12 protein-coding genes are annotated in these 16,675 nt (G+C 69.9%); 5 read left to right on the top strand and 7 right to left on the bottom strand.

Features of this window, described 5'->3' with window-relative positions:
- A partial coding sequence (locus AAGI91_16125) for a DUF1684 domain-containing protein (GenBank protein ID MEM1044138.1) occupies positions 1-737 on the top strand: 737 nt, incomplete at its 5' end.
- A 366-nt stretch (positions 738-1,103) separates the two neighbouring features.
- On the opposite strand, the gene AAGI91_16120 is transcribed toward AAGI91_16125, so the two are convergent.
- The 6 genes from AAGI91_16120 to AAGI91_16095 form a co-directional block, all read right to left on the bottom strand.
- Positions 1,104-1,565, bottom strand: a complete 462-nt coding sequence (locus AAGI91_16120) for a hypothetical protein (protein MEM1044137.1) — start codon at positions 1,563-1,565, stop codon at positions 1,104-1,106.
- Between the two features lie 239 nt (positions 1,566-1,804).
- Positions 1,805-2,521 (bottom strand): hypothetical protein, encoded by a 717-nt coding sequence (locus tag AAGI91_16115; protein ID MEM1044136.1) that lies wholly within the window; start codon positions 2,519-2,521, stop codon positions 1,805-1,807.
- Between the two features lie 486 nt (positions 2,522-3,007).
- Positions 3,008-3,616: a response regulator transcription factor gene (locus AAGI91_16110; protein ID MEM1044135.1), complete on the bottom strand. Its 609-nt coding sequence runs from the start codon at positions 3,614-3,616 to the stop codon at positions 3,008-3,010.
- Between the two features lie 74 nt (positions 3,617-3,690).
- Positions 3,691-4,953 carry a sensor histidine kinase gene (locus AAGI91_16105; GenBank protein MEM1044134.1) on the bottom strand — a complete coding sequence of 421 codons (1,263 nt, stop codon included), beginning with the start codon at positions 4,951-4,953 and terminating at the stop codon, positions 3,691-3,693.
- A 201-nt stretch (positions 4,954-5,154) separates the two neighbouring features.
- On the bottom strand, positions 5,155-6,099 hold the full coding sequence (locus AAGI91_16100; GenBank protein ID MEM1044133.1) for an ROK family protein: 945 nt from the start codon (positions 6,097-6,099) through the stop codon (positions 5,155-5,157).
- A 5-nt stretch (positions 6,100-6,104) separates the two neighbouring features.
- A complete protein-coding gene (locus AAGI91_16095; GenBank protein ID MEM1044132.1) occupies positions 6,105-7,319 on the bottom strand; it encodes an alpha/beta hydrolase-fold protein in 1,215 nt (404 codons plus the stop codon).
- A 196-nt stretch (positions 7,320-7,515) separates the two neighbouring features.
- On the opposite strand from AAGI91_16095, the gene AAGI91_16090 reads away from it, so the two are divergent.
- Positions 7,516-8,676: a hypothetical protein gene (locus AAGI91_16090; GenBank protein ID MEM1044131.1), complete on the top strand. Its 1,161-nt coding sequence runs from the start codon at positions 7,516-7,518 to the stop codon at positions 8,674-8,676.
- Between the two features lie 92 nt (positions 8,677-8,768).
- Here AAGI91_16090 and AAGI91_16085 read toward each other — a convergent pair whose 3' ends face one another.
- Positions 8,769-10,478 carry a T9SS type A sorting domain-containing protein gene (locus AAGI91_16085; GenBank protein MEM1044130.1) on the bottom strand — a complete coding sequence of 570 codons (1,710 nt, stop codon included), beginning with the start codon at positions 10,476-10,478 and terminating at the stop codon, positions 8,769-8,771.
- A 262-nt stretch (positions 10,479-10,740) separates the two neighbouring features.
- On the opposite strand from AAGI91_16085, the gene AAGI91_16080 reads away from it, so the two are divergent.
- The 3 genes from AAGI91_16080 to AAGI91_16070 form a co-directional block, all read left to right on the top strand.
- Entirely contained in the window at positions 10,741-11,457 is a 717-nt protein-coding gene (locus tag AAGI91_16080) for a M23 family metallopeptidase (GenBank protein MEM1044129.1), read from the top strand.
- A 306-nt stretch (positions 11,458-11,763) separates the two neighbouring features.
- The gene (locus AAGI91_16075) at positions 11,764-15,315 is read left to right on the top strand and encodes a T9SS type A sorting domain-containing protein (GenBank protein ID MEM1044128.1); all 3,552 of its coding nucleotides are present in this window, start codon (positions 11,764-11,766) and stop codon (positions 15,313-15,315) included.
- Between the two features lie 174 nt (positions 15,316-15,489).
- Positions 15,490-16,675, top strand: a 1,186-nt coding sequence (locus AAGI91_16070; protein ID MEM1044127.1) for a hypothetical protein, incomplete at its 3' end; no start/stop codon positions are given.

Genomic DNA, 16,675 nt, shown 5'->3' with positions numbered 1-16,675 from the left:
GACCTCCCGCCCTCCCGCCCTCCCGACCTCCCGACCTCCCGACCTCCCGACCTCCCGACCTCCCGACCTCCCGACCTCCCGACCTCCCGACCTCCCGACTCGCCATGCGCCTCGCGCACATCCTCGTCCCGTGCCTCCTGCTGGTGGCGGCCTGCCGGTCGGCCCCGCCGGAGACGCTCCCGCTACCGCCGCTGTCCGAGCGGACCGAGCAGTGGCAGGCGTGGCGCGCGGCGAAGGACTCGCTGTTCCGCTCCCCCGAGTCGCCGCTGCTTCCGGCGCAGCAGGCCGGGTTCGAGACGCTCGACTTCTTTCCCTACGACCCCGCACTAGCCTTCGCCGTCACGCTGGCCCCGGCGCTGGAGCGCGATACGCTCCGCATGGCGACCTCCACCGGCGAGCCGCGCGACTACATCCGGTTCGGCACGTTCTCGCTGCCCGTCGGCGCACGGCGCTACCAGATCACGGCGTTCCAGGCCATCGAAACGGACCTGGACCGCGGGCAGCCGCTTCGCCTCTTCATCCCGTTCATGGACGCCACGAGCGGCCGCTCGACCTACGCCGCCGGGCGCTACCTCGACCTCGACCCCACCGCCGACGGGCGCTACGTGCTGGACTTCAACTACGCCTACAACCCCTACTGCGTCTACAATCCGGCCTACAGCTGCCCGCTCCCGCCGCCCGAGAACCGGCTGGCGCTGCCGGTCCCGGCTGGCGAGCAGAGCTTCGACCCGTCCTAGTGCTGCGACAAGCTCACGTTGACAGGTAGGTCATCCTGAACGTGGTTCAGACCGCGCAGCAGCGGCGCAGCCCATCTACGGGCCACGCCTCAGATCCCGGATCGGGGTCCGGGATGGCAAAGAAGAAAGCCTGTCCGTCTCAACGTACCAGAGGACTGGGCCCTGTCTCGTAAATCGCTCACGGGCTGCGAACGGCCACCGAAACCGCGCCCTGCGTTGGTCTCGTCGTCCGATGCTCCAGCATTGGTCTCCTCGGCTGCCTCGGGCGCGGCTCCGCTGCCTCGTTCTCGCCTCCCGCTCCAAATCACGAGGCAGGGCCTAGCGCGCGGCCTGCATCACCCGGGAGGATGCAGCGGGACCGTACTCTCAGTCGCGCCCCCGATAGCCGTCATCGTACCGGTCAGCCTGGCGGCGGGCGCGGTACTCGCTTCGGCGCACGACCTCGCGGTAGAGGCGGCGCTGGCGGACGTCGAGTTCGCGCTCGATTCGGCGGTCGGTGCGGTGCCACCAGGCCCAGGTGGACCGGTCGGCGTAGCGGCGTGGGAATGGGTTGGCCCGGCTCCAGTTTCGGGGAGATGTGCGCCGGAGGCGGTCCACGGCGCGGTCGGTGAGGAGCAGGGCGATGCGGCGCTCCTGCCGCCGGTCGAGGCGGAGGACGCGGTCCAGCTCGCGGACGTGGCGGCGGGCGTCCCGGCTGACCCGGGCGCGCGCTCGGTGCTCGGCCCGGGGCAGCGCGTGGCGGGCCGCCGGCCCCCGGTGGTCGTAACGCACCGTGGCACTGCCCGGGACGCAGCCGGCAGCGGCTAGGCCGAAGACGAGAAAGAGCAAGGCAGGGTACCGAGCGTGCAGGGAAGACATAGAAGCGCGTGCTGAGGAACGGGTGGTCCGGTGCAACCTCCGCCTTCCAAGCCGCTGCTCCGGGACCCGAAGTCACGCTCCCGCCCAGGACCGCTACGCAAAACGCCCTTCGGCGAGGGGTGCCCCGTGGTGTCGGGCACCGCCTCGCCGAGGGCGTGCGAGGTCAGGGTGGTGGGACGCCTGGCCTCGGTACGGGTCGCTCGGCAGCCCTACTGGACGTGCTGCTCGGCGACGACGATCTCACCTGTTCCGATACCCCGCATTCGCACGCCGGCGATCTCGGTGGAGGCGTCCAGCCTATTCTGCGGGACGATGTCGAGAAAGGTGGCAGGCACCGGGATCTCGCCGCCCTCGGGGGTGACCCATGCCACGCCGTCGCCGCCGACAGCGGCGCGGTCGTAGTCTACGGCCACCACGATCACCTGCTCGTCGCCTTCTTGGACAATCTCGAAGTGGAACGAGGTGGGCCTCTCCCGGAGCGAGCCGACCGTCTGCGGCTGTGCGGCCGAGAGGGAAGCGCTGGTGTGCCGGACGCTCTCGTCCAGCCGCATCTCGACGTTGAAGAGGCCGCCCATTCCGCTCATGTCGACCTCGACTTCGGTCCGGCCGTCCTTCAGGCCGCGGTGGAGCACGCTGGCGAGCACGTCGTGGGGAGCGGGGCCGGTGACGAGGTCGATGATGAACTCACCGCCGGGCGGCACGTCGACGGGGTAGAGCAGGAAGTCTCCCTTCACGCTGCCGGGTGCCTCGATGACGACGGTGTTGTTCCGCTGAGCCTGGGCCGAGAGGGGAAGATCGGCGGCGGCCTCCGGGTTGTCGTCGGCCGAGTCGCAGCCGGTGACCGCGAGCAGGCCGGCCAGGAGAACGAGGACGGTGCCGCGGCGGCAGCGGTGCAGGAGGGCAGTAGGGGGGCAGAGGGTGTGCATGGCTAGTCGGGTCTAGGAGGATCGTGTAGAGCGCTGTCCGCATGCTTTCTGGCGGACAAGTCCAACCTAGAGATTCCCGCTCGGCCGCCCGTAGCACGCAGGGACAATTCTGGTGGTCGAATCGCACATTGTGCTGCAGGACACGAGCCCCACAGACCCAGTCCCTGCTACCCGGCCACATAGTGCGTATGTACTATGCCCGCCCGACGCGCGTCGCCCTGGAGGGCATGGTGAACCCACAGCCACCGCAGGGCGAGAGGCTGACCTTGATAACCCCAGTTGTGCCCTGCCCATCCATCGTGCCTGTTGACCGCAGACAGAACCTGCCCCGGACACCGATCCGGGGGACGGCAGACCGCCGTAGGTGCTGGAACCAGCGGTCCGCCGTCTGCGGTCTGCCGTCTCAGTCTTGAACCCCCCTACTAGACAACTTGAGTTTGATAACAGCAGACGGCCGACCGTAGACCGCGAGGTTGAGCGCGGCCGCTACTCGTCCGCGAAGCCGTGCTTCCACGCCCACGCAATCGCCTCGCGGTACGAATGCACCCCGAGCTTGGCGTAGATGCTCCCGATGTGGTTGCGGATCGTGTTTTCCGACAGGCCGAGCGCCAGGGCGATCTTGTCGTTCGTCTCGCCCATTGCCATCAGGCGGAGGACGTCCTGCTCGCGCCGCGTGATCGGCGGGTCGTCGGGCTTGGTGGGGCGGACGAACCAGCGCCCTTCGCCCCGGGCCACGGCGCGCACGGCCTCGACGATGACCTCGACCGGTTTCTCCTTGGTGATGTACCCGGCAGCCCCGCTCGTGAGCAGGCCTTGCACGTAGGCCTCGTCGTCGTAGGCCGAAACGGCGAGAATGCGGGTGCGGGTTTTTGCTTCCTGCAGCGTACGTGCCACCTCGACCCCGGACTGCCCCGGCATGCGCATGTCGAGCACGAGAACGTCAGGGTCTAGGTCGCGGACCATGGCGAGGGCTCCGGGGCCGTCCGACGCCTCGCCGACGACCTCGAGGTCGGGTTGGGCTTCGATGGCCGTCCGGAGGCCTGCCCGGACCGAGGGGTGGTCGTCTGCCAGCACGATGCGGACGGGCGTCTTCATACGCTGTGGGATGTTGTGCGCTCTGCCGAGCGGTGATCCATCGGTGCGTGGGGGCCTCGCACGGAGCCCCGGTGCTAGGCCGCCTGGGGCGTGCTCGCCGGGGTGCGGCGCGCACGGCGCCTGATGAAGCGGAGCGGACGCGGCGCAGGCGTGCCGCCGTCGAGGGGCGCGGTGACCGTGATCGTCGTGCCCTGGCCGGGCACCGAGTCAATCTCCAGGTCTGCGCCGATGGCCTCGGCCCGGGCCGCCATGTTGGAGAGGCCGAAGCTCCCCTGCTCCGGGAAGGCCTGGCGCTCGGCCTCGGTGAACCCCCGGCCGTCGTCGGCGACGCGGAGCACGGCGCGACCGCGCTCGGCCCGGAGCGAGACCTCCACCCGGCTCGCGTGGGCGTGCTTCGCCGCGTTGCTGAGGGCCTCCTGGCACACCCTGAACAGCACGAGGCGCGTCTCCTGCGAGAGGTCGAGCGGTGCATCGTCGCTGGCGAAGTCGCAGGCCAGGGCCGGGTAGCGCAGGCGGAACCGCTTCAGGTGGCCACGCAGCGCCGCGGCCAGCCCGAAAGGCCTGAGCGCAGGAGGGTGCAGGTCCGACATGATGGCTCGGAGTTCGGCGATCACGGTGACGAGGTCCTCTTCCAGCACCTCGGTGTCGTGCGTAGTGTCAGCCGGAGCAGACGAGGCCTCGGCAGGCTCGGTTGCAGCGGCCGGTCCGGGCAAGGCCTGGCGGAGCGCGCCGAACTGCATCTTGATCCCGTGGAGGTCCTGGAGCGGGCCGTCGTGCAGTTCGTGGGCTAGGCGGCCGCGCTCGGCCTCTTGCCCGGCGGCGAGGTGGGCGCGCGACTCGGCGAGGCGCTGCAGCTCGGTCTGCTTGCGCCGGAACCGCAGCCAGACCACGAACGCGGCCAGTGCCAGCCCCGCCAGCAGGCCGGCGGCCAGCACCCAGAGCACGCTCATCTGCTTGGCCCACCGGACCCACAGCGTGTTCCCCAAGAGGTCGACTCCGAGGCGCTCGCGATCAGAGGAGGCGCTTTCCCCGAGCTCCCGGTTCATCTGCTCGATGATGGTCCGAGCCGTGATCGACGGAAGGGTGACGGTCGGAGCCGTCTCGTCGGTGCCCTCGCGCAGCATCAAGAACCCGTCGTCCGTGATGCGGAAGAAGACGAGGCCTTGTATCTCGCCGTCCACTCGGTGGGCGAGGTAGCCTTCGCGCGCCGGACTCGTCTCGGCCTGGCCTCCAGCCTCCGGCGGCGCGGCCGCTTCGGGCTGCGCACGGACGCCGGAAGCGGCCAGCAGGCACACGAGGAGTCCTCGGCCCGCGTGCCGCGTGAGTAGATCGATCATACCATCGCCCTGGTCAGTAGCTCAGCAGCGTGATCAGAGAGACAATGCCGAGCTGCCGTGTGCCGGATAGAGTCCCCTGCCCTACCCCGTGCTGAGCCTTCGTAATCGTTTCTGGAAGCCCGTCGCTGGGCTCCGCACGTTGAGAATATAGGGCTCAGCTTGCAGGCGTGCTACACTAACTACTGTAGCCTATTTCCCCCTCTAGCCTGTCGGCGATGGCCGGGGCATGCCGGCGGGGTGCTCCAGCGACGGGTGGAACGCCGCGCCGAGCGCCGCGGCCCGGCTGCCGAGTGCCGCCGCCGCCACGCGGACGCCGCCGCGCGGGACCGTCCATGCCGCCGCGCCGACGCGCTCGGCGAGGCCTGGCAGGATGCAGTCGGCGCTGTTCATCACGCCGCCGCCGAGCACGACGAGGTCCGGCCCGAAGGCGTGGACCGCGTTGACGACGCCGAGCGCGAGGTCGTCGAGGTAGCGGTCGAGCGTGGCTTGGTACGGCGCGCCGTGTGTGCGGACGGCCTCGAAGAAGGCGGGGAGCGTGGCCCCGACGGCCGACGGGAGGTCCAGGTGCGCGTCCTCGACGCGTGCCCTGAAGGCCGTCGCCGAGCAGTAGAGTTCGAGGCAGCCCCGGCTGCCGCAGGGGCAGCGCGGCCCGTTCCGGTCGATGGTGAGGTGGCCGCCGTGGATGCCGCTGAGCGGGTCGGCCCCGATGTAGGGCGCGCCGTGCGCCACGGTGGCCCCGCCCACGCCCGTGCCGAGCGTGAAGCAGACCATCACCGCCGTCCCCTGCCCCGCCCCGAAGCGCCATTCGCCCCACGCGTACGCTCGCGCGTCATTCTCGACGGCGAACGGAATGCCGAGGGCTCGCCCGAACGCCCCGCGCAGGTCGGCCCCCGCTAGGAGGTTGCCCTCGCCGAGGTCTTCGACGACGCGGCCCGCGCCGGAGTCGACGAGGCCCTTGATGGCAAGCCCGCCCACGGTGAGGTCGTAGCCGCCGGTCAGGCGCAGCGCGTAGACGATGAGGTTGTCCAGCAGGTCGCCCTGGAGGTGGGCGCGCAGCGGGGTCTGCTCGAAGACGACGCTCTCCCCGGACTCGGTGAACACGCCCGCCTTGAGGTTAGTCCCGCCGAAATCCATGCCGAATCGCATCACGCCTACCGCTTGTGAGACGGGAAGAAGTGGGGCAGCGCGTCGAGCAGGTGCGCGCGCCAGGTACCCCAGGTGTGCCCCTCCGGGTACTCGGCGTACTCGGCGTCGTACCCGCGCGCGGCGAGCGCTGCCTGGAGGCGGCGGTTGGCTGCGGTGAAGTCGGTCTCGTCGTCAGGGAGGAGCCCGGCACCGACGCTGCGCTCGTACGTCCCGACGTCGAGGCAGAGCCGAATCGGGGGAGCCTCAGCCTCCCGCAAGATACGGACTAACCTATTGTTCTGATAGGAGTGGTAGCCAGACTGGCTGTATCCTCCCCCGAATACGTCCGGGCGCCGCAGGGGCGCGTAGACCGCCGCCAGTCCGGCGTACGAGTCGCCGACGACGAGGCGGGCCTCGGGCGCAGCCTGGGTCCGGTAGCGGGCGTCGACGAACGGCACGAGTTCGCCGGCCAGGAAGGCCACGAAGTCGTCGTTCAAGGCGTACTCGGTCGCCCGGTTGGGGGCGGTGTAGCTGTGCCGGTTCGGCGGGTCCAGGAAGACGGCAACGACGGGCACGGCCTCGCCCCGGTTCGCCAGCCAGTCGAGCACGGCCGGGGCGTGGGCGAAGGCGACGTAGTCCTGCCCATCGAGGAAGATGACGGTCGGGTAGCGGGCCGCCTCGTCGCGCGCGTAGCCGGGCGGCGTGTAGACCAGCGCCTCGTGCGCGTAGGGCAGCGCGCCCGCGGGGAGGACGTGGCGGTCCAGCCCGGCGGCCGACCCCGGCGTACCGTCGCGGACTGGGGCGAACACCTCGGGATAGGCGTAGCCGGGCATCGCCACCTCGGAGAACGGGCCGAAGGCGCTCAGGACCCGGTGCGGGTTCGTCGGGTCCGGCGTCCCGGCCGTCTCGGCCCCGAACCCCTCGGCTTCGGAGTCCACCAGGAAGAGGTATTCCAGGCGCGCCTCGGGCTCGGCGGGCTCGCGGCGGAACCATAGGTCTGTCCCCTCGATCCGGCGCAGTGGGTCCGGCCGGTTCCAGCTGTTCGTGTCGCCCAGGAGCCGGACCGTGCGGGCCTCGCCCCGGTAGAGAAACACGACGGCGTCGCCCTCGACGAGCGGAGTCCGTTCCAGGCGGTCCCAGAAGGTGTCCGCCAGCGCCTGCCGGACGGACAGGGCCGCCTGCTCTGCGTGCGTCAGAAAAACGTCGAACGGCTCCGTCTGGGCGGGAGGCGTCACAGCCATGAAGCCGGCAAGAGGAAAGCAGCGAGAACGTTCTCGAAGGTACGACCCGCCGGCGAGCGCTTCGGCGGCGGTGGCGGCTGCCGAAAAAGTACCATGCCAGGCCTCTCCACGGGAACGCATCCTGCATGCGGAAACGGCGCAGCACCGCCGATATCTTCCGCGCCGGTCAGGAGGCTCACCCGCTCACCCCCACTCGATGGAATCTGTACTTCACGGCTCGCTCCAGAGCGTCCACGGCCAGCCGTCGTGGCGCCTCACCGGCCCGAACGTCGAAACGTTCGTCACGGAGCAGGGCGGGCACCTCGGTCCGACGACGTTCCGGCTCGGCGACCGCAACCTCCACCCCTACGCTGTGGCCCCGTGGGCCGAGGAGCCGGCCACCGGCCACCTGCTGCCTGTGCTGCGCGCGCTCCGGGGCGACTTTTTCTGCCTGCCCTTCGGCGGGAACGCGTCGTCCTTCAACGGCGAGGTTCACCCGCCGCACGGCGAGACCGCGAACGAGCGCTGGACCTTCGACGGCGCGCAGCGCGAGGGCGACGCCGTCTCGCTGCGCCTCCGTCTCGACCCGGCCGCGCGCAAGGGGCGCGTGCGGAAGGAGATCACGCTCGTGGACGGGCACACGGCGCTCTACCAGCGCCACTCGGTCACCGGCATGACGGGACCGATGAGCCTCGGGCACCAGGCCATGCTGCGGTGCCCCGACGCCGAGGGCAGCGGCCTGCTCGCCACGAGCCCCTTCGTGCTCGGCCGCACGTCGCCCGTGCCGCTCGAAGACCCCGCACGAGGTGGCTACTCGGTCCTCGCGCCGGACGCCTCGTTCGAAGCCCTCGACGCGGTGCCGACGGTGGCGGGCAGCCAGGCCGACCTCAGCCGCTTCCCGGCGCGGCGGGGCTACGACGACCTCGTCGCGCTCGCCTCGGACCCCACCCTGCCGCTCGCCTGGACGGCGGTGACGTTTCCCGAGGCGGGCTTCGTCTGGTTCGCGCTCCGGGACCCCGGCGTGCTGCGGCAGACGGTCCTCTGGTTCTCGAACGGAGGCCGGCACTACGCGCCGTGGAGCGGGCGCCACGCGGGCGTGCTCGGGCTGGCCGACGCCACCGCCTACTTCCACCTCGGCCTCGCCGAGTCGGCGGCCTCCAACCCACTCTCGGAGCAGGGCATCCCGACGTACGTTTCGCTCGCCGGTGGCCCGTTCCGCGTAGCCTGCATCCACGCTGTCGCCCGCGTGCCGGCCATGTTCGACCACGTCGCCGAGGTCTACGCCCACGACGGCGAGGACGCGGTCACCCTGACCTCGCGCAGCGGTGCGCTCGTGCGCGTTCCCCTGCGGCATCGGTTCCTCCGCGCCGCGGCCTGAAGCTACGGCTGCGCGCGAAAAGGGCCGGTGGAGCATGTGCTCCACCGGCCCGTCCCGACAGCCGAAGCCGTCAAGTCATCCTACGCGGCTGCTTACTTCAGCACCGTCATTCGGCCCGTCTCCACCTGCGCGCCTGCCTGCAAGCGGTAGACGTATACCCCGCTCGGGAGGTCCGACGCGTCGAACGTCACGCTGTGCTGGCCAGCGTCCATCGCGGCGTCGACGAGCGTGGCGACCTCGCGGCCGCGCACGTCGTAGACCACGAGCAAGGCGTCGGTCGCCTTGTCGAGTTCGAAGCCGATCTCGGTGGTGCGGGCAAACGGGTTCGGGAAGGCCCCGAACTCGGCGCGCGCAGCAGCGGAGACCGTGCTCTCCGAGGTCCACGGACGCGCCGCTACGGCCGTCCACTCGCCGACCTCCTTGAGCGCCGCCTTGTAGAGGCTCTCGTCGCGCGTCAGCTTGGCCTCAGCCATCGCCGCGTCGAGGTCCAGGCCGCGCGCCGAGCCGGTCACCGTCACGGTGAAGGCTTCGGAGTCAACCGTCGTGCCCGGGAATTGGCCGATGCGGACGGTGTAGGTGTACGTCCCCGGAGGCGCGCTCGGCGGCACGTTCTGCACGTAGCTGTTCGAGACCGAGGCCCCGCCTGCGACCGTGACGTCGTTGAAGACGTTGCCCTGAAGACCACCGGGCGCGGCCGTGAAGAACAGGTCGCCGGTGACCGCACTGGCCGTGTTGTTGTCGACGGTGAAGTTGACCGTGATGGAGCCACCCGGAGCCACCGTGGTGGTGCTCAGCGAGGCTGTCAGGTCGAAGTTCGGGCCGCCGCCGCCGGTGACGCCGGTCAGCGCGATCTCGTAGTTAGCACCGCCGAAGGCGACGGAGCCGGCGTCGTTCCAGTCGGCGAGCGCGATGTTGGTGACCGCCGGCGGGCCTTCGTCGCCGTTGGGGTCGGTGAACTCGGGGAAGATCTCGTCTCCGTCGGAGTTCAGCGCGTCGTTGTTGAAGTCGGTGATGCAGAGCAGGGCATCGCCGTTACTGATCATGCCGCCGTTGGCGGCCACGCTGTCCGGCGTGATGGCCGAGAGCAGCCCCAGGCCGCCGTCGTCGTCGTAGTAGACGCCGTCGGCGTCGCCGTCGAAGAGGAAGAGCTGGGTGTCGGTCTCGTCGTAGTCGACGACCGTCGCCGAGAAGTTCGCGGCGTCGGTGATCTCGATGGCGTAGCAGTCCTCGTCGGCGTCGTCGGCGATCAAGCCGATGATCGTCGTCTGGCCTACGGCGTCGGCAGCGGGCTCGTTCACGATGTCGCCGGCCTCGTCCGCCGGCGGCGGGTCGTTCTCTTCGACGAAGCCCGTGTAGGGACCGGCGTCGGCATTGGCGAACCCGGTGATGACGGCGATGTAGCTCGTCCCCGCCGTCAGGTTGATGCTCTCGATGCGCGAGCCGGAACCGAAGCCGGCGATGTCGTCGTCGAGCGCGAGAAGGTTGTCGCACACCGTCGAGGAGTCCGGATCGAAGCTGCCCTCGTAGAGATAGAGGTACTCGTCGTAGCCCGGCGTGTCGTCCACCTGGACAGCGTAGTCACCGTCTGCTGGGACCATGAAACTCTGCGTCTCGAAAGCGACCGCGGTGGCAAAGGTAGACGGCGCGCAGAAGGCCGGGTCGGCGCTGGACGCCCGCGCGTAGACGGGGTCGTCCGAGGTGTCACCGCTGAAGGTGACGACTGGCTGGCTGAAGGCCGCCGGAGCCGCAACGAAGACGGCGAGCAGAAGCGCGCCGAGGGTTGTAGTGAGCGTACGTAGCATGTTGGTAAGGGTTAGGTGAAGGGAAGCGCTACCAGCCCCGGCCGAGGACTATTCCCGTCCAGGACGGCAGTAACTTCGCTCATGAAGGGACCCCTAAGGTGCACACGGGCGAGGACTTTTGCAAGGGGCTAAGCAAAAAAAACTCAACTGACACCGAAAAGGGACGAATACGTCGGCGGGTTGTACCCGACATTTCGCCTCTCTTCGCTCCGGTTCAGCGAGACGGCCTCGCGGCACGGGGCGCGGGCTTAGTTTGCACCCCATGCCTCCCCCACGCGAGGACGCCCCTGCTCTCTTTCCCGGTCTCCTGGCACTCAGCCTGCTCCTGCTGGCCGGGGCCTGGCTCGGGCGCGCAACGACGGCGACGGGGCCGGACACCGGTGCCGCGTACGAGGAGCCGGCGGCCTCGCCGGAGGCGGTCCCCGCTGCCGAGAGCGTAGCCCCGGCCGAGACGCCGGATTCTGCCCGGGCCACCGTCCTCTTCCAGATAGATCCGCTTCCGGTCCCGGTCGTGCTGCCGGTGGCACCGGACGCCGCCGCGCCGCCAGCCTACCCGCTCCTCATTCCTGTGGTGGGCACCGAGCCGGAGGACCTCGTCGATACGTTCGCGGACTTCCGGGGAGACAGCACCCGCATCCACCGCGCCCTCGACATCCTCGCGCCGACCGGGACGCCGGTGGTAGCCGCTGCCGACGGTCGCATCGTCCGCCTCCACACCAGCACCCTCGGCGGCCTGACCGTCTACCAGCTCGGCCCGGACGGGCGCTACGTCTACTACTACGCCCACCTCGACGCCTACGCGGACAGCCTGGAAGCCGGGCAGGCCGTGCGCGCGGGCGACGTGCTCGGCACGGTGGGCGCGACGGGGAACGCGGACGCGGCCGTGCCGCACTTGCACTTCGCTATCTGGCGGCAGCGGCGCGGCGGCAGCGGATGGGGGGGCAACGCAGTCAATCCGTTCGAGGCGCTGACGCGCTAGGGAGGCCGCGGATCTGCCGGCGGGCTGCCGTCTGCGGTCCGGCGTCTGCGGTCCGGCGTCGGCAGCCTCCCCACGGAACCACCTCGACGGGTGAGGCAGCGCACGTAGGGGCAGGCCGACTTTGACTCCCAGGCAAGACGAAACCAACCTATTGCGCCTGAGCGAGATAGCGAGATGCGCCAGAAGCCGTGAGCCGATCCGTTCGCTTTTCCCGTTCTTCTTGGCTGGAGTGGTCCACCGCCGGCGATGCAGCCGTCCCTCCGTTCTCTTCAACCCTTCGCAACCATCCGTACCGGGAGGTACTCCATGCATCGTCCCTATCCTCTTCACCGGCTCGGCTTGCTCGCCGTAGCCCTCGCGCTCGCCGGCTGGCTCAGCCCGGCGCAGGCGCAGTCCTGCACCACCAACTGGACCAACGCCGCAGGCGGCAACTTCTCGAACGCAGCCAACTGGTCGGCCGGGGTCCCCGGCCCCTCCAGCGACGCCTGCATCATCCTGGCCGGCACCTACGTCGTCACGCTCGACGTAAACGCGAGCGTCAACCGCCTCACGCTCGGGCGGACCTCCGGCGCAGGCACGCAGACGCTCCGCAACGCGAGCCGCTTCCTTACCCTCGCCAGTGCGAGCACAGTCCGGGCACGCGGGGTCTACGACTGGCAGGGAGGCACCGTCAACGGTGCCGGGCCGCTGACCAACAACGGTCTCCTCGCGCTCTCCACGAGCGGTACGAAGGACATCGGCGGCGGCACAACGATCCGCAACGAAGCGCTCACCACGATGGCAGGCACGGGCGCGCTGCGCTTCCTCGGCGGGGCGAGCCAGTTCGTCAACGCCGCCGGGGCGACGTTCGACCTCCAGTCTGACGCCGACTTCAGCAACTTTAACGGTGGCAACACCTTCACCAACGACGGGCTCTTCCGCAAGTCCGGCGGCACCGCGCAGAGCATCCTCAGCAACGGCCCCGTCGCCTTCAACAACAACGCCACGGTCGTCGCCGAGACCGGCACGATCCGCTTCGACGGCGCGGGCACGCACGACAACCCGACCTTCACAGCCGCTGCCGGGGCTGAGGTCTATCTCAACGGGGGCGTGCAGACGATCGTCGGCACGATCTCGGGCAACCCGGCCGGGACGGTCCGCATGGACGCCGGCGCGACGCTCCAGGCCGACCTGCCTGGGATCGAACTGGACTTCGGCGGGACGGGCTTCGCGTGGCAGGGCGGCAACGTCGGCGGCGACGTCACGAGTGCCGGCCTGCTGCGCCTGACGACCAGTGGCCTCAAAGACCTCAACGGCAACGCGACCCTCACCAACGAGGGGCTCGTCGAGATGACCGACACGGGCGCGCTACGCTTCATCGGCGGAGCGAGCCAGTTCGTCAACGCGGCCGGGGCGACGTTCGACCTCCAGAGCGACGCCGACTTCAGCAACTTCAACGGCGGCAACACATTCACCAACAACGGCACCTTCCGCAAGTCCGGCGGCACGGGCCTCAGCCTCCTCAGCAACGGTGCCGTCGCCTTCAACAACAACGCGCTCGTGCAGGCCCAGACCGGCACGATCCGCTTCGACGGCGCGGGCACGCACGACAACCCAACGTTCACAGCCGCTGCCGGGGCTGAGGTCTACTTCAACGGGGGCGTGCAGACGATCGTCGGCACGATCTCGGGCAACCCGGCCGGGACCGTCCGCATGGACACCGGCGCAACGCTCGCCGGCGGTACTGTCGACTTCGGCGGGACGGGCTTCGAGTGGCAGAGCGGCAACGTCGGCACCGTGACGAACGCCGGCCTGCTGCGCCTGACGACCACCGGCACCAAAGACCTCAACGGCAACGCGACCCTCACCAACGAGGGGCTCGTCGAGATGACCGATCTGGGCGTGCTGCGCTTCCTCGGCGGGGCGAGCCAGTTCGTCAACGCGGCCGGGGCGACGTTCGACCTCCAGAGCGACGCCGACTTCAGCAACTTCAACGGTGGTAACACCTTCACCAACGACGGGCTCTTCCGCAAGTCCGGCGGCACCGGGCAGAGCATCCTCAGCAACGGCGCCGTCGCCTTCAACAACAACGCCCTCGTGCAGGCCCAGACCGGCACGATCCGCTTCGACGGGAACAGCACGCACGAGGACGCCACGTTCACGGCTGCCGCTGATGCGGAGGTCTACTTCAACGGGGGCCTGCATACCATCGTCGGCACGATCTCGGGCAACCCGGCCGGGACCGTCCGCATGGACGCCGGCGCGACGCTCGCCGGCGGTACCGTCGACTTCGGCGGGACGGGCTTCGCGTGGCAGAGCGGCAACGTCGGCACCGTGACGAACGCCGGCCTGCTGCGCCTGACGACCACCGGCACCAAAGACATCAACGGCAACGCGACCCTCACCAACGAAGGGCTCGTCGAGATGACCGACACGGGCGCGCTGCGCTTCCTCGGCGGGGCGAGCCAGTTCGTCAACGCGGCCTCGGGTACGTTCGACATTCAGGGCGATGCCGACTTCAGCATCTTCAACGGTGGCAACGTCTTCACCAACAACGGGCTCTTCCGCAAGTCCAGCGGTACCGGGACGAGCAGCGTCAGCGGTGGCATCACGTTCAACAACAACGCGGGCAGCACGGTCAGTGTCGAGAGCGGCGAGCTAGATGTCAACGGAGCGTTCAACCACGCGGCGGGCGCGCTCATCCAGGGCGATGGCACGTTCGATGTCATCAACTCGGCGTTCGCCCAGCTCGGCGACACCGGCCCCGGCACCTCGCCCGGCACGCTCGCCTGGCAGAACAACTGGGCTCCCGACGCCGCAGCCACGCTCTTCATCGAGATCGGCGGCGGCGATCCGCCCACCGCCGGCGAGGACTACGACCAGCTCGCCGTCGCGGGCAACGCCACGCTCGCCGGCACGCTGGAGCTGTCCGTCGCCGTCGGCGACGCGCCTGCCATCGGGGACGTCTACACCATCCTCACCGCAGGCGGCGAACTCACCGGCACCTTCGACGCCGTCGAGGGCCCGTTCGGCTATACCTTCGACATCGACATCGACGAGGACGCCGACCAGGTCACGGTCGAGGTGCTGACGGTGCCCAACTTCGACCTCGTCGCGGTCAACACCGACCCCACCGGCGACCCCGTCGTCGTCGCCAAGCCCGGGGCCATCGACTTCGCCTACGTCGTCACCAACAACACGACGGCCCCGATCTCGGGCGACGTGTTCTTCGAGGCCAAGCTCGGGGCGGCGACGCTGGCGCAGGGCGTGATCCTCTCGGGGACGCTCCCGGCCAACGCCTCCTCGCCCGCGCTGAGCTTCACGCAGGGCATTCCAGGCTTCGCGCCGAACGGGACGTACACGTACTCGGTCAAGATCGGCCAATTCCCGAACACCGTCGTCGACCAGGTGGACTTCACCGTCATCGTGACCTCGGGTAGTCGGGAGGTCGAAAGTGGCGACGGCATGTGGACGCTCTCGGCGGCGACGCCCTGGCTCGGTGCCGACGGCGCGGTGCTGATGGCGGTCTCGGATCGGCCGGTGGAGGTGGTCGGTGCAGAGACGGCTGGAGCCGAGACGGACAAGCCCGTTGAGGCGTCCTCGTCGGCGGTGCCTGAGGCGTTCGGCCTGGCAGCGGCCTACCCGAACCCGTTCCGGGCGCAGACGACCTTCGGGCTCGACGTGCCGGAGGCGGGGCGCGTGGCGGTGGCCGTGTACGACGCCCTCGGCCGCCGGGTGGCGGTGCTCCTCAACGAGGAGGTGGAGGCGGCGACGCACCGCGTGGTGTGGGACGCGTCGGGTCTGCCGAGCGGGGTGTACCTCGTGCGGGCGACGGGCGCAGGCCAAGCGGCGATGCAGCGCGTCACGCTCGTGCGCTGATCGTTCCGCACGCTGCGTCAACCAGCGCCCCCGGCTTCTCACCCAGAGGCCGGGGGCGCTTCCGTTTGAGAACCGCGAAGAAACAGCGTGCCCCGTGACCCCACCGCCGCCAAAAGGTCGCATCTACGGGCGAGACGCTCTCTTCCTCCCTGACCACCCTCAACAGACGCTACCATGCAACGCTTTCTCCCTTCCCTCCTCACGCTGCTGATCGTCCTGCTCGCGGCGGCTCCTGCGTGGGCGCAGCCCTGCACTACGAACTGGACCAACGCGGCTGGCGGTGACTGGAACGACGCCGCCAACTGGAGCGGCGGCGCGGTCCCCGGCCCGGCCGACGACGCGTGCGTCACGCTCGCCGGGACCTACACCGTCGCGCACACGTCGGGGGCTGCCATCGATGTCAACTCGTTCACCTTCGGAGCCGCCACCGGAACCCAGACGCTCGACACGTCGCAGGGCATCGTGATCGCCTCGGCCAGCACGGTGAGCGCGAACGGCGTCGTGGAATGGTCGGCCGGCTTCCTCTCGGGGGCTACGCTGACAGCCGAGGGCGAGGTCGTCCTCGATGGCGTCAATTTCAACACGCGCGGCGTTGACGGAGTCGCCTCCGTCCTCCGAACCGAAGGCACCGTCACCTGGGAACGCGAGGAGTTCACGCTCCGCAACGGGGCGCTGTGGCAACACGTCGGCGTGCTCACCGCGCCTGTCGAAACCAGCAGCGCCCAGCTCCGGCGCGACGGGACCGGTGGCGAGCTCTTCGACAACAGCGGCACGATCCGGGCCGAGACCAACACCCTCTTCCTCCGCACCGACAGCCGACACGACGACGCCACGCTCACCGCCGACGCCGGTGCGACCCTCAGCTTCGACCTCGGCACCCACACCTTCGCCGGCACCACCACCGGCGCGCCCGAGGGCGAGGTCCTTGTCGACGCCGCGATCGAGGCCGAGGCCGGGGCCGTGTGGAGCCTGGCGGATGAAGGGATGCAGTGGCAGGAGGGCTTCCTGACCGCCGGCACGCTGACCAACGAGGGCCTGGTCGTGCTCAACGGCGTCAACTTCAACTCGCGCGGCGTCAGCGGCGCGGCGACCGCGTTCGTCAACGCGGGCACGGTGCGCTGGGAGCAGGAAGAGTTCACCCTCAGCGACGCCGCCACCTGGACCAACACCGGCGTGCTCACCGCGCCTGTCGAAACCAGCAGCGCCCAGCTCCGGCGCGACGGGACCGGTGGCGAGCTCTTCGACAACAGCGGCACGATCCGGGCCGAGACCAACACGCTCTTCCTCCGCACCGACGCCCGGCACGACGACGCCACGCTCACCGCCGACGCCGGTGCGACCCTCAGCTTCGACCTCGGCG

The sequence above is a fragment of the Bacteroidota bacterium genome (genome assembly GCA_038746285.1).
GTDB lineage: Bacteria > Bacteroidota > Rhodothermia > Rhodothermales > JANQRZ01 > JANQRZ01.
This window is presented reverse-complemented; position numbering and strand designations above follow the sequence as displayed.